17 protein-coding genes are annotated in these 18,130 nt (G+C 69.3%); 8 read left to right on the top strand and 9 right to left on the bottom strand.

Translation table 11 applies throughout. The features are described from left to right. The 5 genes from AC1DXV_RS06590 to AC1DXV_RS06570 form a co-directional block, all read left to right on the top strand. A partial coding sequence (locus AC1DXV_RS06590) for an RHS repeat-associated core domain-containing protein (protein ID WP_477932940.1) occupies positions 1-2,206 on the top strand: 2,206 nt, incomplete at its 5' end. After that, complete coding sequence (locus AC1DXV_RS06585; protein WP_477871279.1) at positions 2,203-2,661, top strand: SMI1/KNR4 family protein; 459 nt, start codon at positions 2,203-2,205, stop codon at positions 2,659-2,661. The genes AC1DXV_RS06590 and AC1DXV_RS06585, both read left to right, overlap by 4 nt. A 661-nt stretch (positions 2,662-3,322) precedes the next feature. Further along, a complete protein-coding gene (locus tag AC1DXV_RS06580; RefSeq protein ID WP_477871281.1) occupies positions 3,323-3,508 on the top strand; it encodes a hypothetical protein in 186 nt (61 codons plus the stop codon). A gap of 83 nt (positions 3,509-3,591) precedes the next feature. Continuing rightward, positions 3,592-3,960 carry a hypothetical protein gene (locus AC1DXV_RS06575; RefSeq protein ID WP_477932938.1) on the top strand — a complete coding sequence of 123 codons (369 nt, stop codon included), beginning with the start codon at positions 3,592-3,594 and terminating at the stop codon, positions 3,958-3,960. A gap of 338 nt (positions 3,961-4,298) precedes the next feature. Next, on the top strand, positions 4,299-4,712 hold the full coding sequence (locus AC1DXV_RS06570) for a hypothetical protein (RefSeq protein WP_477932936.1): 414 nt from the start codon (positions 4,299-4,301) through the stop codon (positions 4,710-4,712). Positions 4,713-4,741: 29 nt separating this feature from the next. On the opposite strand, the gene AC1DXV_RS06565 is transcribed toward AC1DXV_RS06570, so the two are convergent. Both AC1DXV_RS06565 and AC1DXV_RS06560 read right to left on the bottom strand, forming a co-directional pair. Further along, positions 4,742-5,719, bottom strand: a complete 978-nt coding sequence (locus AC1DXV_RS06565) for a Bug family tripartite tricarboxylate transporter substrate binding protein (protein WP_477866978.1) — start codon at positions 5,717-5,719, stop codon at positions 4,742-4,744. Further along, positions 5,716-6,657 carry a LysR family transcriptional regulator gene (locus tag AC1DXV_RS06560; protein WP_477932934.1) on the bottom strand — a complete coding sequence of 314 codons (942 nt, stop codon included), beginning with the start codon at positions 6,655-6,657 and terminating at the stop codon, positions 5,716-5,718. Before AC1DXV_RS06560 ends, AC1DXV_RS06565 begins: the two co-directional genes overlap by 4 nt. Before the next feature lie 133 nt (positions 6,658-6,790). On the opposite strand from AC1DXV_RS06560, the gene AC1DXV_RS06555 reads away from it, so the two are divergent. The 3 genes from AC1DXV_RS06555 to AC1DXV_RS06545 all read left to right on the top strand — a co-directional run bounded on the left by AC1DXV_RS06555 (position 6,791) and on the right by AC1DXV_RS06545 (position 11,873). After that, positions 6,791-9,463, top strand: a complete 2,673-nt coding sequence (locus AC1DXV_RS06555) for a tannase/feruloyl esterase family alpha/beta hydrolase (RefSeq protein WP_477932932.1) — start codon at positions 6,791-6,793, stop codon at positions 9,461-9,463. Between the two features lie 2 nt (positions 9,464-9,465). Beyond that, positions 9,466-10,803, top strand: coding sequence for an alpha/beta hydrolase family protein (locus tag AC1DXV_RS06550; RefSeq protein WP_477869703.1), 1,338 nt, complete (start codon positions 9,466-9,468; stop codon positions 10,801-10,803). Between the two features lie 71 nt (positions 10,804-10,874). Further along, the gene (locus AC1DXV_RS06545; RefSeq protein WP_477869705.1) at positions 10,875-11,873 is read left to right on the top strand and encodes a DMT family transporter; all 999 of its coding nucleotides are present in this window, start codon (positions 10,875-10,877) and stop codon (positions 11,871-11,873) included. Here the strand turns inward: AC1DXV_RS06545 and AC1DXV_RS06540 are convergent. From AC1DXV_RS06540 to AC1DXV_RS06510, 7 genes are all read right to left on the bottom strand, one after another. Then, positions 11,765-12,001 carry a hypothetical protein gene (locus AC1DXV_RS06540; protein ID WP_477932930.1) on the bottom strand — a complete coding sequence of 79 codons (237 nt, stop codon included), beginning with the start codon at positions 11,999-12,001 and terminating at the stop codon, positions 11,765-11,767. The two genes, AC1DXV_RS06545 and AC1DXV_RS06540, sit on opposite strands and share 109 nt — an antisense overlap. A gap of 73 nt (positions 12,002-12,074) precedes the next feature. Beyond that, positions 12,075-12,278 carry a CsbD family protein gene (locus AC1DXV_RS06535; RefSeq protein WP_477932928.1) on the bottom strand — a complete coding sequence of 68 codons (204 nt, stop codon included), beginning with the start codon at positions 12,276-12,278 and terminating at the stop codon, positions 12,075-12,077. Between the two features lie 126 nt (positions 12,279-12,404). Beyond that, a complete protein-coding gene (gene glcF / locus AC1DXV_RS06530; protein WP_477869699.1) occupies positions 12,405-13,652 on the bottom strand; it encodes a glycolate oxidase subunit GlcF in 1,248 nt (415 codons plus the stop codon). 3 nt (positions 13,653-13,655) lie between these two features. Next, positions 13,656-14,747, bottom strand: coding sequence for a glycolate oxidase subunit GlcE (gene glcE, locus AC1DXV_RS06525; RefSeq protein ID WP_477932926.1), 1,092 nt, complete (start codon positions 14,745-14,747; stop codon positions 13,656-13,658). 19 nt (positions 14,748-14,766) lie between these two features. Then, positions 14,767-16,284 (bottom strand): FAD-linked oxidase C-terminal domain-containing protein, encoded by a 1,518-nt coding sequence (locus AC1DXV_RS06520; protein WP_477872085.1) that lies wholly within the window; start codon positions 16,282-16,284, stop codon positions 14,767-14,769. Positions 16,285-16,339: 55 nt separating this feature from the next. After that, positions 16,340-16,894 carry a GNAT family N-acetyltransferase gene (locus AC1DXV_RS06515; RefSeq protein WP_477932924.1) on the bottom strand — a complete coding sequence of 185 codons (555 nt, stop codon included), beginning with the start codon at positions 16,892-16,894 and terminating at the stop codon, positions 16,340-16,342. Beyond that, positions 16,891-18,120 carry an FIST signal transduction protein gene (locus AC1DXV_RS06510; protein ID WP_477932922.1) on the bottom strand — a complete coding sequence of 410 codons (1,230 nt, stop codon included), beginning with the start codon at positions 18,118-18,120 and terminating at the stop codon, positions 16,891-16,893. Before AC1DXV_RS06510 ends, AC1DXV_RS06515 begins: the two co-directional genes overlap by 4 nt. Between the last annotated feature and the right edge of the window lie 10 nt (positions 18,121-18,130).

Below are 18,130 nucleotides of genomic sequence, written 5' to 3'. Positions count from 1 at the left end.
GGACACGACCGACCCGAAGAATGGCACGACGCGCTTCGAGTACGACGGCGGGGACCGCACGACCCAGGTGACCGACCCGAGGAACCTCGCGACGCAGTACCCGCGCAACGGCCTGGGTGATGCGACGCAGGTGATCAGCCCGGACACCGGCAATGAGAGCCTGACCTACGACGCGGCCCGCAACCTGAAGACCCGCACCGACAGCCGCGGCGTGCTGACGACCTACGACTACGACGCAAGCGACCGGCTGACCGCAGCGGTGTACACGAAGAGCGGGCAGCCGACGGAGACCGTGAGCCTCGCCTACAGCCAGACCGGCGCGGGCTTCAGCTACGGCGCGGGCAAGCTGACGAGCAGCAGCTACCCGGGTGGCTCGGCGCAGTACGGCTACGACGACCAGGGCGCGGTGGTCAGCGACGTGCAGCGCGTCGAGGCCAGCACCGGCAGCAACGTCGCGCAACTGACGCACACGGTGGCCTACGGCTACACGCTGGGCAACCTGAGCGGCATCAGCTACCCGTCGAGCCGGCAGCTCGGGCTGACCTGGGTGGACGGTGAAGTCACCGAGATCACGTTGGGCGGCACGCCGCTGATCACGCAGATCGCGTGGACGCCGTTCGCCGGGGCAGTGAAGCGCTGGCAATGGGCCATGGCCGATGGAGCCAAGTCGAACGAGCGCCACTTCGACCTCGCGGGCCGGGCGATCCGCTACCCGCTGGGCGAGGCGCTGCGAGACCTGCGCTACGACGAGGCGAGCCGCATCGTGAGCTTCACGCACCTGAGCGCGGACGGCACGGCGCAGCCGGCGCTGGACCAGGCGTTCGGCTACGACGAGAACAGCCGGCTGACGGGGATCACGACGAACGCGGCGAGCTGGGCCATCAACTACGACGCGAACGGCAACCGCACCGGCCTGAGCCTGAACGGCAGCCCGAGCACGTACGGCGTCGAGGCGACCAGCAACCGCACGACGAGCATCACGAACCCGGCCAGAAGCCTCGTGTTCGACAACGCCGGCAACACGCTCAGCGACAGCGCGGCCGATGGCTCGGGCTACACCGCGACGTACAACCTGCGTGGCCAGCTCGCGACGATCACCAAGGGCGGCGTGACGACGCGCTACACCTACAACGCGGCGGGGCAGCGCGTGCGCAAGGTGAGCAGCACGGGGCCGCAGAGCACGGTGGTGTTCGTGTACGACCGGGCGGGGCACCTGCTGGGCGAGTACGACCAGAACGGCGCCCCGTTGCGGGAATACGTGTGGCTGCGCGACACGCCGATGGCGATGTTCACGCCCGACCCGGCGAACCCATCGGGCGAGCCGCTGGTGTACTTCATCCACACCGATCACCTGAACACGCCGCGCGTGGTGGTGGACCGGCAGAACCGGGTGCGCTGGCGCTGGCTGGCCGAGCCCTTCGGGACGAGCGCGCCGGAGACCAACCCGGGCGGGCTGGGCGTCTTTACGCAGAACCTGCGCTTCCCGGGGCAGTATGCGGACCAGGAGAGTGGGCTGTTCTACAACTACCACCGGTACTACAACGCGGCGGGCGGGCAGTACGCTCAAAGCGATCCCATCGGGCTGAACGGGGGCATCAACACGTTTACCTACGGCGAAAACAACCCGCTGACCTACGTTGATCCCTATGGCCTGTTCGGCATGGATGACGTGTGGGGTGCCATCTATACCGGCACAGGAGGCTGGTCGCCATCTCAGGAGATGGTTGACTTCGGTGGTGGCTTCGGTGACGTTGTGACCTTCGGTCTGAGCAAGCAGGCGCGCAGCCTGTTGGACCTGAACAATGTCAATCGATGCTCGAAGTGGTACACGGCTGGTGAGGTCACCGGCGTTGTTGCATCAACCGCGACGGGATTTGCAGGTGGATCGCGAGCATTTGCGAGGCAGGCCAGTCCGAATAACTGGAGCAACTTCTCGCACTCTGCGACTCCTGCGAAGTGGAATCGAGGAAGCTGGTGGAGCAGGACCGGCAACAGAGCCAACGGAGATTACATTCCGACGACTGGCAAGAGGCCTGATCTTCATGACCTCATGGACGCGACTGCTGCGGGCATTGGCGGGAAATACCCGACTTGGCCTGCGTGGCGAAGGGCGATCAACCGCGTGCCTTACACACCTGGTGGGGCACTGTACGGGGGAGCTTCTGCGGCCATGAATGACCCCAATGATTGCGAGTGCAGCAAATGACTTCAGAAGTTGACGAGCTTGCGAAGACCGTGCTCTCGGCAAGTCGGAAGGGCTTGCTTCGTAGAAAGCCAGTCTTCAAACCTCACGCAGCCACTTCCCCCGAGGGGCTGCGCAAACTGGAAGAAGAAATTGGCACTCCGTTGCCCAATGATCTTCGCAGCTGGCTCCTTGCTGTTGGCTATGGCGACATTGATGACGAGTTGAGCTTCCGCAGGGAGTGGCTTGCAAGTATCGAGAGTGGTCACCTGAAAGGTAGTGCTCGATTCGCCCAGGACGTCCTGGGCAACTTCTACGCCTTCGACTCAAGCGGGCGCATCTTCTTCCTGTCACGATCCGAGCCGGTCTTCGCGGCAATGTCGACGGGCTTCTTGGAGTTCGTTAAAGAGCTTGTGCGTCGCGACTACAAGCTCGTGGACTGGGTGAACACCCTGGAAACTCAGAAATATGAATGGTAGGTGTGGCTGTCTCGCACACCCAATGCAACACGCAGGGTGATCCGATCGGTCTGGCCGCTGGGAGTCTGACGACGTATGGGTATGTGGGCGGGAATCCGCTACTTAATGTCGATCCGCGCGGCCTGCAGACAGCTGGCATGGGATACCTGAATATTGGAGGCGAATTCAAACAATACCAAGACGCGCTAATAAATACCTATAAGGATGTGATGCTATTCGCTGCTGGCGATGGGTTGCTTAGCGTTGGTGCCAAAGTAGTCCAGGCTATTAGAGCCACTGATTTCTGTAGGATTCCTAGAGGGCTGAGTGCCCACGGGGGTGTGTTTACATCGGAAATCAATGCCGCCGGGGGAGAAGTCTGAACTGCAGCTGGAAAGATATCGCAAAACGATTTCTCTGCCCTTGTCCAAGGCGGTTTGTACAAAGGCAACGTGAATATCATTAGTGGCGTCCATGGCCTCCCCAACGGAGCTACGCAGGTCGCGAAGGATCTGTTTGACGCCGATGTAATGCGTTTTGGTGGCGTTTCAGGGGTGCGGGTTCTCAATTTCCCGGATATGGCGCTTCTTGAAATAACAAACTTGCTTCGTGGGCAAGGAACTACCATTGGTGGGTTTTGTGATAGCGGCGCTTGTTTGGCGCCTTGCCGGCGAGGTGTTGAATGAATCAGGATTTGGATAGGCTTTACAAGGCGATTATATTTACTGGAAAAGCGAACGATTCTGGTGGGCGGGTTTCTGTGTATGCGAAGAATTTAGTCGCGGCGAAAGATATTTTGGATAAAAAATATGGTGTAGGAACTGTTTTCGATCTACACAATGAAGAAGACGCCAACGCGGCTCGTTAAGTGGCACCGATCACTTACAGCTTCCGCGCGCCGCGCGCATGCTGGATGGATACCTGTCGGACCGGCAACTGCGCCTGACCTGAGTGGACGGCGAGGTCACCTGCATCACGCTGGGCGGCACGCCGTTGATCACGCAGATCGAGTGGACGCCGTTCGCCGGCACGGTCAAGCGCTGGGGCTGGGCGATGGCGAGCGGCACGAAGGCGAACGAGCGCTACTTCGACCTCGCGGGCCGGGAGATCCGCTACCCGCTGGGCGAGGCGCTGCGGGATGTGCGCTACGACGAGGCGAGCCGCATCGTGAGCTTCACGCATCTGAGCGCGGACGGCACGGCGCAGCCGGCGCTGGACCAAGTGTTCGGCTACGACGAGAACAGCCGGCTGACGGGGATCACGACGAACGCGGCGAGCTGGGCGATCAGCTACGACGCGAACGGCAACCGCACGGCCTGAGCCTGAACGGCAACCCGAGCACGTACGGCGTGGAGGCGACGAGCAACCGCGCAACGAGCATCACGAACCCGGCGCACAGCCTCGTGTTCGACAGCGATGAATGATCGTCACGACTTGGCCATCTCAGACACAGATGGCAACCTGGCCTTCCAGTGCACTCCCTGGCGTCCACGTGGGCTCCGATTGATCTCGAAGCTCGAACGAATTGACGGATGAATGCGTCGACCGCTGGCCGAGCGCGACATACAGTGCCCACCACAGGCGTGAAGCTTGGTCGCGTCGGGTAGTGCAACGGAGCGATCGCCACCACGCCAATCAGCAAAGCACAGGTACAGGCGATGCACTCCTCCGGCACGTTCAGGCTTCAACTCCGCTTCGTGATCGTTCCCGGCCGAAGCGGCGACGTGGAACAGGCGATGGGCTGGGCGTGCCGGGTCGTCTCCAGTGTCGGGATCGTCGCCGACAGCAGCGCGCAACCCTACGAGAACCCCGCGCGGTCGCAGATGGTGAGCGTGGAGGCCGACTGCTTCGGTGAGCGCCGGCGCATCGTCGAGAACTGTGTCGAGGCCGTCGGGGCGATCGGGTGGGTGGTGTCCGGCTCGGGCGAGGAGATCGAGGCCCTCTGGTCGCCGCGCAAGGCGGTGCGACCTGCATTCCGTGCCTGCCTCTTCTGGATGCAGATCCAGACGATGCCGATGAGGGCTTCACCGGCTTCGCGACGCAAACCGCCGGCGCGGCAGGCCGCCAACTGACGCTGTGTCTCTGCACCGATCCCCATCGGTCATTCCAGCAATCCCCCCGACCGCTTGATCAGCACCTGATTGCGCCGTCGCTCTGCTGCGATCTGCCGCACGAAATCCTGCTGCGTCCCCCCCGCCGGCAGGTTGTGCGATTCACGCAGCCGCGCTGCCACCGCATCGCTCGCCAGCAACCGGCCGATCTCGCCGTTGAGCCTGGCCACCACCGCGGCCGGCGTGCCGGCCGGCGCAAACACGCCGAACAGCGAACCGATGTTGGCCTGCGGATAGCCCAGTTCCGCCAGCGTCGGCACCTCCGGCAAGGCATCGAGCCGCGCCGGCGCACCGACCGCCAGCGCCTTCAGCCGCCCGGCCGCCAGCAACTGCAGCTGCGCCGACGCGACGTTGGTCGACAGCACCTCGAACTGCCCGCCGATCGCATCGTTGATCTGCGGCCCGCCGCCCTGGTACGGCACGTGCGTGATGTCGACGCCGCTTTGCAGCCGCGTCTGCGCGAGCACCATGTGGCCGCTGGTCGCGATGCCCGAGGTGGCCCAGCGCACCGCGCCAGGGTGCGCGCGCGCCTGCGCGATCAGGTCCGCAAAGCTGTGGCCGGTGAAGGCCGGCGTGCCCGCCACCAGCACCGGCGTGTTCATCACGCCGGCCACCGGCACCACGCTGCCCAGCAGGTCGCGCGGGCCGCCGGCCAGCAGCGGCTGCAGCGTCAGCGGCGAGACGGCCGAGAAGGCCAGCGTGCAACCGTCGGGCGCGGCCCGCGCCAGCACCTCCATGCCCAGCGCGCCGCCGGCGCCGCCCCGGTTCTCGACCACCACCGGCACGCCCAGCGCCTGCGCCAGCGGCTCGGCCAGCGTGCGCGCCATCGCATCGCTGACGCCACCCGGCGGGTAGACCACGATCAGGTGCACCGGCCGGCTCGGCCAGGGGGCCGTCGGTGGCGCAGCGGCTGCCATCACGGGCCAGGCCAGCGCAGCGCGGACGATCTGTCGACGGGTCGCCTTCATGCCTTCACCTGCTTCGATGCCAGTTCGCGCGCCAGGGCCGTGAAGCGCTGCGCCGGCAGGTTGTCCTCGTCGCCGCGCGACACCAGCGTCAGCGGTGCATCGAGCGAGCCGCTGCCGGCCAACCGTCGATAGGCGATCGCATGCGGATGCGCGCCGGTCATCGAGGCCGGCACCACCGACAGCCCCGCGCCGGCCGCCACCAGGTTCAGGTTCGTCATCATCCGGTCGACCTCGGCGACGATGCGCGGCCGCAGGCCCTTCGCATGGCACAGCGCGAGCAGCTCGGCGTACAGCCCGGGCGCGCCGGGGCGGCGCACCAGGATCAATCCCTCGCTGCACAGCTGCGCAAGCGTCAGCGGCCGCGCCGTCTTGCCACCTGCAGCGCCGCCGCGCCTCGACGCCGCCGCGAACGCATGGTCGCTCGGCATCGCGGCCATCACCGGCTCGCGCAGCAGCGTCTCGAACTGCAGGCCCTCGGGCCGCGCCACCGGCACCCGCAGCAGCGCGCAGTGCAGCCGGCCGGCCGACAGCGCCTCGGTCAGCTCGGCGGCGTTCTCCTCGCGCAGCTGCAGCTCGACCTGCGGGTGCAGCCGCCGGAAAGCGYGCAGCAGCTCGGGCATGAAGCGGTGCGCCGCGGCCGAGCTGGTGAAGCCGATCGCCAGTGTTCCTTCCTGCCCCTGCGCGACCCGCGCCATGCGCTGCGACATCGCCTCCATGCCCTGCAGCATGCGCGTCGCCTCGACCTGGAACTGCCGCCCCGCATCGGTGAGCGCCATGCCGCGCGGATGCCGGCGGAACAGCGACAGCCCCAGCTCGCGCTCCAGCGCGTGGATCTGCTGGCTCAGCGGCGGCTGCTGGATGCCCAGCTGCTCGGCCGCACGCGTCATGTGGCCGGTCTGCGCGACGGCCGCGAAATAGCGGAGCTGTCTCATCTCCATCTCGTCGTCTCCATATGTTTTTCGTATCGGAATGGCCTGCTTATTTTATTTGACCGCAGATCAGGCGCGCGCCTATCGTCGCGGCGCTGTTCAACCAGAAGGCCCGCGAGGCCTCAGACCGGAGACAAGAACCATGGGCCCTGGCCGCCGCATGGACGGGCGCGTCGTGCAACGCATCCGTCCCTTCCTTTCCACCCTCGCGCTGTCCGCGCTGCTCGCCGCTTGCGGCGGTGGCGGCGATGACGGCACCCCTGCGGCCGAAGGCCCGCCGGTCGCCACCGGCACCGCGTGCGCCGACCTCGCCGGCCTGAAATTCACGGCCGCGCAGATCGGCCTGCCGACGCAAGGCGCCAGCGTGAGCAGCGCCACGCCGGTCGCGGCCAGCGACGCCGGCAACACGCTCGGCGACTACTGCCGCGTGCGCGGCACCATCGCCCCGGTCGACCCGCAGGCGCCGGCCATCACCTTCGCCGTCAACCTGCCGGCGCAGTGGAACCACAAGGCCATCCACTTCGGCGGCGGCGGCTTCAACGGCACGCTGATCGACGGCACCGAGCCGCTGCGCTTCGGCCCCGCCGGCAAGCCGGCACCGCTGGCGCTCGGCTACGCCACCTTCGGCGACGACGGCGGCCACCAGAGCAGCAGCATCACCGACGGCACGTTCGCCGCCAACGACGAATCGCTCGCCAACTACGGCGGCCAGTCGCTGAAGAAGACCCACGATGTCGCGATGCTGCTGGTGAAGGCGCGCTACGGCACGGCGCCCGACAAGGCCTACTTCCTCGGCACCTCCACCGGCGGGCGCGATGCGCTGCTGCACATCCAGCGCTGGCCGGCCGACTACGACGGCGTGGTCGCCAACGAGCCGGCGCTCAACTACAGCGGCACGCGGCTGTCGAACGTGGCCGTCGGGCGCGCGCTGTACGCCAACGGCGGCGCCGGCTGGGTCAACCTCGCGAAGACGCTGCTGGTGCAGAAGACCGTGCTGGCCGCCTGCGACAAGCTCGACGGCGCCGCCGACGGCATCGTCAGCAACGTCGAGAGCTGCCGGCAGCTGAACCCGCAGATCCTCGCGACGCTGCGCTGCGCCGGCGGCACCGACGCCGGCGACAGCTGCCTGTCCGATGCCCAGCTCACCACCATCCGCACCATCGAGTCGCCGCTCGAACTGAACGGCTACACGCTGGCGAAGGGCGTCACGCGCGCCGGCGGCTACAACCTCCTCGAAGGCACGCTGGTCGCCGGCCCCTCCACGTCGCGCGACCTCGGCACGCGCCAGGTACCGGGCAACCCGGCCACCACCGCCGACGCCAACGTCTACGTCACCGGCGACCAGTGGGCGAAGTACTTCGTCACCCGCGATGCCGGCTTCGACACGCTGACGCTCGACCCGGTGACGGGCGGCGCCTGGGCTGCGCGCATCTCCGCCGTCTCGGCAATGACCGATGCGCTCGATGCCGACCTGTCGCCGTTCCTCGCGCACGGTGGCCGGCTGATCCTGCTGCACGGCCTGGCCGACGAGGTGATCAGCAACAACTCGACGATCGAGTACTACGGCCGCGTGAAGAGCACCGTCGGCGATGCGGCCACCGAGCAGGGCATCCGCTTCTACACGGTGCCGGGCATGGGGCACGGCACGGGGGTCTTTCTCCCGAGCTGGGATTCGCTGGCGGCGCTGGAGAACTGGGTCGAGAAGGGCGTGGCGCCGGAGACCGGCGTCGTGACCGACACCGTCGCCGCGACCGCCGGCCGCACGCGCCCGCTGTGCCGCTTCCCGGCGTGGCCGAAGTACAAGGGCAGCGGCAGCGTGGACGCCGCGTCCAACTACAGCTGCGTGCAGGAGACGGCCGATCCGCTGGCCTGCCCGAACCTGCCGGCCTCCGCCGCCACCTACAAGGGCGGCAACCTGTTCGGCGAGGAACTCAGCGTCGCGCTCGACCCGGCGACGATGGGCTACACGATCACGATCGATGCCAGCGGGCAGCGCGCGGCCGGCACGCAGCGCAGCGGCGCGCTGCTGCCGCGCGGCAACTGCGTGTTCGCGAGCGGCGAGAACGGGGCCGACTTCACGTTCGGCGCGGGCGGCTTGCTGCAGGGCGGCGTCGCGGCACCGGCCGGCGGCACGTCGATCGGCCTGATCGCGTTCCAGAACACCTTCCAGAACGCGGCCACGCCGACGGTGTTCAACCCGATCGCCAACATCTTCGACGTGAGCGGCGTGCAGTACGGCGCCGACGGCGTCGCGACGGCCTACGCCGCGTCGTCGCGGGTGCGCAATGCCGGCACCTTCCAGCACTGCCAGGATCCGGCGAGCGGGCGCTTCATGACCTACGACGCCGCCTGCACGTCGACCGCGAAGGGCTACGTCACCTACAACGCCGCGCACAACGCGTTCGACGTGTTCACCACCTCGCCGACCGGCGGCGCCACCACCACCGGCGGCACGCTGTCGGGCTCGGTCGTGTTCGGCCAGGTCGGTGCGACCACGGTGCCGCTGTTCCTGGTACGTGACCCGTCCGGCGCGCACGGCCTGCGCTTGTATGCGCCGCAGACGCCGCTGGCCGCCGGCAGCGCCGACGGGCACTTCGCGCTCGCCGCGAGCGATGGCAGCCAGGTCGCTGCGGTGGTGTCGGGCACCAGCCTCACGCTGGGCGCCAGCACCGGCACGCTGGCCTACGACGCGCCGGTGCTGGGTGTCGCGCAGAGCAGCGGTGCCGCCGCGGGCAATTTCGTGTTCAATGCCGGCGTGCTGGGCTATGTGTCGTCCGGCGCCGGCGCGGTCTACCAACTCGGGATCAGGAACTGACGATGAAGCACGCCTCGGGACTCTGGCGGGCCTGGGCCCTCGCCGCTTGGCTGGCCGCGATGCTGCCCGTCGTGCATGCCGAGAAGGCCGACCCGAGGGCCGAGCCGCAGGCGGCGCCCTGTCCCGAAGGCGTGGCGGCCGACGCACGCTGCTACAACGGTCGCGATGCGGAGGGCGCGCTGTACTGGATCGCGATGCCCGCCGACTGGAACAAGGTGCTGGTGGTGCATGCGCACGGCGGGCCGGAGGTCGGCGCGCCATCGCTCGCGCGCAGCGCCGAAGACCTGCAGCGCTGGGCCGTGATGGTGAAGGCCGGCTATGCCTGGGCCGGCTCCAGCTACCGGCGCGGCGGCTACGGCGTCACGATGGCCGCCGAAGACACCGAGCGGCTGCGCCAGCTGTTCATCGAGCGCTTCGGCAAACCGCGCCGCACCGTGCTGCACGGGCAGAGCTACGGCGCCGGCGTGGCCGCGAAGGCGGCCGAGCTCTACGGTCCCCCCGCCTACGACGGCGTGCTGCTCACCAGCGGCGTGCTGGGCGGCGGCAACAACGCCTACGATTTCCGGCTCGACCTGCGCGTGGTCTACCAGCAGGTCTGCCACAACCACCCGAAGCCCGACGAAGCGGCCTACCCGCTGTGGCAGGGCCTGCCGCTCGATTCGAAGCTGACGCGCGCCGAACTGGCCGAGCGCGTCAAGGAATGCACCGGCGTCGGGCTGCCGGCCGCGCAGCGCTCGCCGGAGCAGGCGGCGCGGCTGCACGCCATCCTGTCGGTGGTGCACATTCCCGAGCGCAGCCTGCTCGGCCACCTGCAGTGGGGCACCTGGCTGTTCCAGGACCTGACGCAGAAGCGCCTGGGCACCCGCAACCCGTTCGGCAACGCGAAGGTCGCCTACAGCGGCTCGGCCGACGATGCCGCGCTCAACAAGCAGGTGCTGCGCTACGCCGCCGACCCGCAGGCAGTGGCGGCGCTCGCGGCCGACAGCCGCCCCACCGGCCGGCTGAAGCTGCCGGTGCTGACGCTGCATGCCATCCACGACCCGACCGCCTTCGTCGAGCTGGAGAGTGCGTACCGCGAGATCGTCGAGGCGGCCGGCGCGTCGTCGTGGCTGGTGCAGACCTTCAGCGACGAGGCCGACCACAGCTACCTGGGCGATCCGGAGTACCCGGCGCTGCTGACGGCGCTGCTGCGCTGGGTCGACGACGGCGAGCGGCCGACGCCCGAAGGTGTCGCAAAGCTGTGCACGGCCCACGAGGCGCGCTTCGGCAGTGGCTGCAAGTTCCGGCCGGCGTACCGCCCCGCGCCGCTGTCGTCGCGCGTGCCGGCACGGGCTCCCTGAAGGCCGACGGCAATCTCGTACAAGACCGCCGGCCGCCGAGGCGCGACACTGCGCCGATGACGTCTCCCGCCCTGCTCACCGGAACCCTGTTCGCCCTCGCCGCCGGCCTGATGTGGGGCCTGGTGTTCGTCGGCCCGTTGATGCTGCCGGAGTACCCGGCCGCGCTGCAGTCGTTCGGCCGCTACCTGGCCTTCGGGTTGATCGCGCTGCCGCTCGGCTGGCTCGACCGGGCGCGGCTGTCGCAACTGACCCGCGCCGACTGGATCGAGGCGCTGAAGCTCGCGGCGATCGGCAACGTCGTCTACTACCTGTTCCTCGCGAGCGCGATCCAGCGTGCCGGCGGGCCGCTGCCGACGATGATCATCGGCACGCTGCCGGTCGTCATCGCGATCTGCGCCAACCTGCGCGATCGTCGTGGACAGGGGGTCGGCGGCGAGCCGATCGCCTGGGTGCGGCTGCTGCCGTCGCTGCTGCTGATCGGTGCCGGCATCGGGCTCGTCAACCACGTCGAGATCGGGCACCTGCGCGCCGATCCGCAGGCGGACCTGGCCCGCTATGCGTGGGGGGCGGTGCTGGCGGTCGGTGCCGTCGTCTGCTGGACCTGGTACCCGCTGCGCAATGCCGACTGGCTGCGCGCCCACCCCGACCGCAGCCCGCGCAGCTGGGCGACGGCACAAGGCCTCGCGACGCTGCCGCTTGCGGTGGTCGGGTATGCAGTCACGTGGGTGTGGATGGCGCTGCAGGGGGATGCCGCAGGCGGGGGTTTCGCGATGCCCTTCGGCCCGCGCCCCGGCGATTTCATCGCGCTGATGTTCGCGATCGGCCTGTTCGCCTCATGGCTCGGTACGCTGTGCTGGAACGAGGCCAGCCAGCGCCTGCCAACGGCCCTGGCAGGCCAGCTGATCGTGTTCGAGACGCTGTCGGCGCTGGCCTATGCCTTCGTGCTGCGCCGCAGCTGGCCTCAGGCCGAGACCTTGGCCGGCGTGGCTTTGCTGGTGGCCGGCGTGCTGTGGGCGCTGCGCAGCAAGGCGGCGACGCCGGTCGAGCTGACCTCGGAACTGCATCCCTGAGGGTGCTCCTCGGGCGATTCATCGTTCGCGGCATCGGTGACGACGTGCGACGGCACGGTGGCGACCGGGCGGCGGTTGCGGTACCAGGCGCTGACGCGCTGGGCGGCTTGCAGGGTTTCGATGTTCATGATGAAGCGGCAATGAAGTTGAAACAGCCCGGTCGCGCCATGCGCGGCCCGGGCCGGAAGCGGTAGCTCGCGATCACTCGTCGATGCGCTTGCCGATGTCCTTCGCGACATCGGCGACCTTCTTCTTCGCATCGCCGTAGGCGGCTTGCGACTTGCCGGCCACCTGGTCGGCGACCCCTTCGCTGCGCAGGCGGTCATTGCCGACCACCTTGCCGGTGGTTTCCTTGATCTTGCCCTTGACGTCTTCGACGCGGCCCTTGACCTGGTCCTTGTTCATGGCGATCTCCTTGTTCAAGGCAGCGCGGTGTGCGCTGCGGTGAACACAGTGTCGGCGTCGCTTCGGGGCAGGTCTGTCGGACGTGGCCGCGTTCGATGTCGGACAAATCCGTCTGTTTTCGTGGGGTCAGGCGGCCAGCGCCTCGTCGAGCACCTCGATCCAGTGGCGTACCGGGATCGCGGTGCCGCTCTGCAGGTGCTGGATGCAGCCCACGTTGGCAGAAATGATGGCCTGCGGCTGCAGCGCGTCGAGGTGGCCGAGCTTGCGGTCGCGCAGCTGGTACGCGAGCTCCGGCTGCAGCACCGAGTAGGTGCCGGCCGAGCCGCAGCACAGGTGGCTTTCGCTGGCCGCGACGCGCACCTCGAAGCCGAGCGTTGTCAGATGGGTCTCGACACCGCCGCGCAGCTGCTGGCCATGCTGCAGCGTGCATGGTGGGTGGAAGGCGAGCGAGCGCGGCCCGGTCTTGCCGTCCCGCAGTTTCAGGCGCGGCTTCAGCCGCGGCACCAGCTCCGGCAGCAGCTCGCTGAGGTCGCAGGTCAGCTCGGCGATGCGCTGTGCCTTCTCGGCATAGGCCGGGTCGCGGGCCAGCGCATGGCCGTAGTCCTTCACGGTGACGCCGCAGCCGGACGCGTTCATCACGATCGCCTCGACCTGGTCCGACAGCACCAACGGCCACCAGGCGTCGATGTTGCGGCGCATGTCATCGAGCCCGCCGTCGATGTCGCCCAGGTGGGTGCGGATCGCGCCGCAGCAGCCGGCCTCGTCGGCCACCACCGTCTGGATGCCGGCCGCGTCGAGCACGCGCGCGGTCGCGCTGTTGATGTTGGGCGCCATCGCCGGTTGCACGCAGCCCATCAGCAGCAGCATCTTGCGCGGGTGCTGGCGCGTCGGCCAGCGGTGCGCCGCCGCGCCGGCGCGTGGCGGCACCTTGTCGCGCAGCGTGGCCGGCAGCAGCGGCCGCACGGCCTGGCCGAGCTTCAGCGCCGGCGCGAACAGCGGCGAGGTCAGCCCCTCCTTCAGCAGCCAGCGCACCGTGCGTTCGCCGCGCGGCCGCTCGACGCGCGCATCGACCAGCTTGCGGCCGATGTCGAGCAGCGCGCCGTACTGCACGCCCGATGGGCAGGTGCTCTCGCAGTTGCGGCAGGTCAGGCAGCGGTCCAGGTGCTGCTGCGTGCTGCGCGTGACCGGCTCGCCCTCGAGCACCTGCTTCATCAGGTAGATGCGCCCGCGCGGGCCGTCGAGCTCGTCGCCGAGCAGCTGGTAGGTCGGGCAGGTGGCGGTGCAGAAGCCGCAGTGCACGCACTTGCGCAGGATCGCCTCGGCGGCGTCGCCGTCGGGCGTTCCCTTGAACTCGGAGGACAGCCTGGTTTGCATCGATCAGAGGTCCGGGTAGAGGCGGCCGGGATTGAACACGCCCTGCGGGTCGAAGGATTTCTTCAGCTCGCGGTGGATGCGGTCGAGCGGCGCGCGCAGCGGCGCGAACGCGCCGGCCGACTTGTCGTTCGACATGAACAGCGTCGCATGCCCGCCGGCCAGCGTCGCCGCGTCGCGCACCAGCGCCGCCGGCAACGCGGTGCACAGCCAGCGCTGCGCGCCGCCCCATTCGATCAGCTGCTCGCCCGACACCGCCAGCGGCGGCGCCGTCGGCGGCACCGAGAGCCGCCACAGCGCGCCGCCATGCGCCACCGCCGCGCGTGCCTTCTCGAAGTACTCGTCGGTCTGGTTGCGCAGGCCGCGCCAGAACGTGATCGCCTGCGTCGGCTCGATCACGTCGCCGCCGAGCGCGGCGAGTGCCGACTGCACCGCGGCGAGCGCGCCGCGCAGCCGCACGACGAGCATGCCGTCCCACCAGGCGCTGGCGTTGATCGGCAGCGGCAGGCCGCTCCATTCGTTGATCTTCTGCATCGCGCTGATCTGCGCCAGCTCGAAGCGCACCGTGGCGGTGGCCGGGGCGAGCGGCAGCACCTTCAGCGAGACCTCGAGGATCACGCCCAGCGTGCCGAGCGAGCCGGCGAGCAGCCGCGAGACGTCGTAGCCGGCGACGTTCTTCATCACCTGGCCGCCGAAGCTGAGCACCTCGGCGCGGCCGTTCAGCAGCGTTGCGCCGAGCACGTAGTCGCGCACCGCGCCGACCGCCGCGCGCGGCGGGCCCGACAGGCCGGCCGCCACCATGCCGCCGACGGTGCTGCCCGGCCCGAAGTGCGGTGGCTCGAACGGCAGGTACTGGTTCTTCTCGGCGAGCGCGGCCTCGAGCGTCGCGAGCGAGGTGCCGCAGCGCGCGGTGACGACGAGCTCGGTCGGCTCGTAGCTCGAGATGCCTTCGAGCACCGTGGTGTCGAGGAGCTCGCCCTGCGGCGGCTCGCCGTAGAAATCCTTGGTGCCGCCGCCGCGGATGCGCAGTTGCGCCCCGGCGGCGCGGGCGGCTTCGACCTTGTCGACGAGGATCTGCAGTGCGGGGTCGTGGGTCATCAGGGCATCAGAAACCGGATCAGAAACGGGGAATGTCGGCGAACGGCAGCAAACCGCGCTTCACGTGCATGCGCCCGTACTCCGCGCAGCGCACCAGCGTCGGGATCACCTTGCCGGGGTTCAGCAGCCCGGACGGGTCGAAGGCATGCTTGACGGCCAGCATCTGCTCGCGCTCGGCGTCGGAGAACTGCACGCACATCGACGACAGCTTCTCGACGCCCACGCCGTGCTCGCCGGTCACCGAGCCGCCCATCGCGACGCTGGTCTCGAGGATGTCGGCGCCGAACAGCTCGCAGCGGTGCAGTTGATCAGGGTCGTTGGCGTCGAACAGGATCAGCGGGTGCAGGTTGCCGTCGCCGGCGTGGAACACGTTGGCGCAGCGCAGCCCGTACTTCTTCTCCATCTCGCCGATCGCGAGCAGGATGTCGGCCAGCCGCTTGCGCGGGATCGTCGAATCCATGCACATGTAGTCGGGGCTGATGCGCCCGCTCGCCGGGAAGGCGTTCTTGCGGCCGCTCCAGAAGCGCAGCCGCTGCGCCTCGTCCTTGCTGACCTCCATGCGCGCGGCGCCGCTGCCGGCCAGCACGTCGAGCATGCGGCCGATCTCCTCGGCCACCTCTTCGGGCGTGCCGTCGCTCTCGCACAGCAGGATGGCCTGCGCATTCAGGTCGTAGCCGGCGTGCACGAAATCCTCGACGGCGGCCGTCATCGGCTTGTCCATCATCTCGAGCCCGGCCGGGATGATGCCGGCGGCGATCACGTTGGCGACCGCGTCGCCGGCCTGCCGGATGTCGTCGAAGCTCGCCATGATGCAGCGCGCGAGCAGCGGCTTCGGCACCAGCTTCACGGTGACCTCGGTGACGACCGCGAGCATGCCTTCGCTGCCGACCAGCACCGCCATCAGGTCGAGCCCGGCGGCGTCGAGCGCCTCGGAGCCGAACTCCACCGCCTCGCCCTGCGCGGTGAAGCCGCGCACGCGCAGCACGTTGTGGATCGTCAGCCCGTATTTCAGGCAGTGCACGCCGCCGGAGTTCTCGGCCACGTTGCCGCCGATGGTGCAGGCGATCTGGCTGCTCGGGTCGGGTGCGTAGTACAGCCCGTAGGGGGCGGCGGCCTCGCTGATCGCGAGGTTGCGCACGCCGCACTGCACGGTGGCGGTGCGCGCCAGCACGTCGACCTTCAGGATGCGGTTGAACTTGGCCAGGCTCAGCGTGACGCCCAGCGCATGCGGCAGCGCGCCGCCGCTCAGGCCGGTGCCGGCGCCGCGCGCGACCACCGGCACGCCGAGCCGGTCGCAGGCGCGCAGCACCGCGGCGACCTGGTCCTCGGTCTCGGGCAGCGCCACCACCAGCGGCTGCTGGCGGTAGGCGGTGAGGCCGTCGCATTCGTACGGCACGGTGTCTTCACCGCGCGACAGCAGCGCATGCAGCGGCAGCAGGGGCGCCAGTTCGGCGACGACCTGCGCGCGGCGTTGCGCGCGCTCGTCCGCGCTGGGCGCATCGGCACCGGTCGCGTGGACCGGAAGAAGGGCATTCACGGAGTCAGGTCTCCCACATCGGCCTGTTCGACGAGCCCACGACTGTAGCGCCTGCTCAGGGCGCTTCGGCCGCGTACAGCACATGCGCACGCAGCGGGTGGTCCGCGGCGATGCGCGGGTGATCGAACTGCGCGCGCTGCGTCAGGCCGATGCGTTCCATGACCCGGCGCGACGGCTGGTTGCCCAGCGCCGTGAACGAGACCACCTGCGGCAGGCGCATCACCTGCCAGGCATGATCGAGCACGAGACGGRCCGCCTCGCTGGCAAAGCCTTGCCCCCAGGCCGCGCGCACCAGCCGCCAGCCGATCTCCCGGGGATCCGGCGCGATGCCTGGCACCGGAAGCTCGAACGGCACCGCAGAGAGCCCGACGAAGCCGGCAAACGGCCGCCCCGGCACTTCCAGCGCCCACAGCCCATGCCCGAACTGCTCGACGTGCAGTCGCGCACGTGCCGCGAAGGCATCGCTCTGCGCGCGCGTCAGCGGCGCGAGGAAATGCTGCATCACCTGCGGGTCGGCGTTCATCGCGGCGCAGGGTTCGAGGTCGTCGTCGCGCCAAGGCCGCAGCGTGACACGCCCCGCGCGCAGCGTGACCGGCGCATGAAGGCTCATGCGGCGGTCGTGAACACCGTCAGCACCCCGGTGTAGCCGTAGAGGTGGTGGCGCGCGATCTCGCCGGCCGCGAAGAAGCCGACCAGCGGCACGTCGCCGAGCGCGCGCCGCACGATGGCGAGCTCGGCCGACGGCGCGCCGAAATGCGGGCCGCCGCGGCCGGCGCAGCTCACGTAGACCGCACCGGCCATGCGGCGCGCCGCATGCGGGGCCGAGCTGCCGTCGGGCCCCTGCTGCAGCGCGAGGGCAGTCTCGCGCGGCATCGTCTCGGGCTCCAGCTCCTCGCGGATCTCGCTGCAGATGCGCACCAGGTCGCGCCGCGCCGCCTCGGTGCTGCGGGTGCAGAACGCGAGGTGCATGCCGGGCTCGACCTGGTCGCTGACCGCGACGCCGCGCTGCTGCGGGTCGATGCCCACCAGGTGGCGCACCCGCGTGTCGGTGCCGAACTGGCCGGGCCGCGCCATCAGGTCATCGCGCGGGTCRCTCAGGCCGACCAGCGTCTGGCGCAGCCGCGGCAGCGCCTCGCGTGGCTCGTCGCCATCGATCTTCAGGTCGCGCAGCAGGCAGTCGAGGGCCGGCTCGTCGTCGAGCTGCGCGACCACGTTGCGCTCGCCCTGCGTGATGCGGCGTGCCGGGCCGACCGGCTGGCAGCCCTGCGTCACGCGCGAGACCAGGGTCACCTCGCGGCTGAACGCGACGCCCGACAGGCCACCGTCGAACACGCCGTCGGCGATGTGCAGCGCCTGCGTGCGCGCCGATGCGAGGCCGCCGAACAGGTAGCCGGTGGCGGTGCGGTCGCTCATCTCGGTGATCAGCTCGGCCAGGTCGGTGGCGGCCGGGTCGGCATGCACCTGCGCCGTGTTGGGCGCGAAAGCAGCATCGCCATGCAGCGGTGCCGCCCCCGAGAACACGCGGAACTGCTCGCGCGGCAGGTCCGACAGCATCAGTGCGAGCGCCGGCTCGTCGAAGTACTCGACGCCGTTGGCCGCGATGCCGACGCCCACCGCGCCGACCCAGGCCGTGCCCGGCCAGCGCTGGCGCAGCTCGGCCAGCAACTCGGCGGCATGTGGCGCGTAGTGGTCGCTGAGGTAGACCCAGCCGAGCGTCGGCTCGCCGATGTGCGCGCCGCCCGGGTCGGCCCGCTGCGCGTCGATCTGCGCGGCCGACAGCGCGAGCGCCATGCGCCAGTCGGGGTGGGTCGCGTGGGCGTGGGCGAACAGCTTCATCGCGGCGGGC

This window comes from Rhizobacter sp. P3_C12, from assembly GCF_056402735.1.
Note: the sequence above shows the minus strand (reverse complement) of the source record. Positions and strands in the feature narration are given on the sequence as shown.

Excerpts from the sequence above, each read along its gene's own strand:
- AC1DXV_RS06585 (WP_477871279.1), top strand. The coding sequence starts at position 2,203 with ATGACTTCAGAAGTTGACGAGCTTGCGAAGACCGTGCTCTCGGCAAGT.
- AC1DXV_RS06580 (WP_477871281.1), top strand. The coding sequence starts at position 3,323 with ATGAATCAGGATTTGGATAGGCTTTACAAGGCGATTATATTTACTGGA.
- AC1DXV_RS06570 (WP_477932936.1), top strand. The coding sequence starts at position 4,299 with ATGCACTCCTCCGGCACGTTCAGGCTTCAACTCCGCTTCGTGATCGTT.
- AC1DXV_RS06565 (WP_477866978.1), bottom strand. The coding sequence starts at position 5,719 with ATGAAGGCGACCCGTCGACAGATCGTCCGCGCTGCGCTGGCCTGGCCC.
- AC1DXV_RS06555 (WP_477932932.1), top strand. The coding sequence starts at position 6,791 with ATGGGCCCTGGCCGCCGCATGGACGGGCGCGTCGTGCAACGCATCCGT.
- AC1DXV_RS06550 (WP_477869703.1), top strand. The coding sequence starts at position 9,466 with ATGAAGCACGCCTCGGGACTCTGGCGGGCCTGGGCCCTCGCCGCTTGG.
- AC1DXV_RS06540 (WP_477932930.1), bottom strand. The coding sequence starts at position 12,001 with ATGAACATCGAAACCCTGCAAGCCGCCCAGCGCGTCAGCGCCTGGTAC.
- AC1DXV_RS06535 (WP_477932928.1), bottom strand. The coding sequence starts at position 12,278 with ATGAACAAGGACCAGGTCAAGGGCCGCGTCGAAGACGTCAAGGGCAAG.
- glcF (WP_477869699.1), bottom strand. The coding sequence starts at position 13,652 with ATGCAAACCAGGCTGTCCTCCGAGTTCAAGGGAACGCCCGACGGCGAC.
- glcE (WP_477932926.1), bottom strand. The coding sequence starts at position 14,747 with ATGACCCACGACCCCGCACTGCAGATCCTCGTCGACAAGGTCGAAGCC.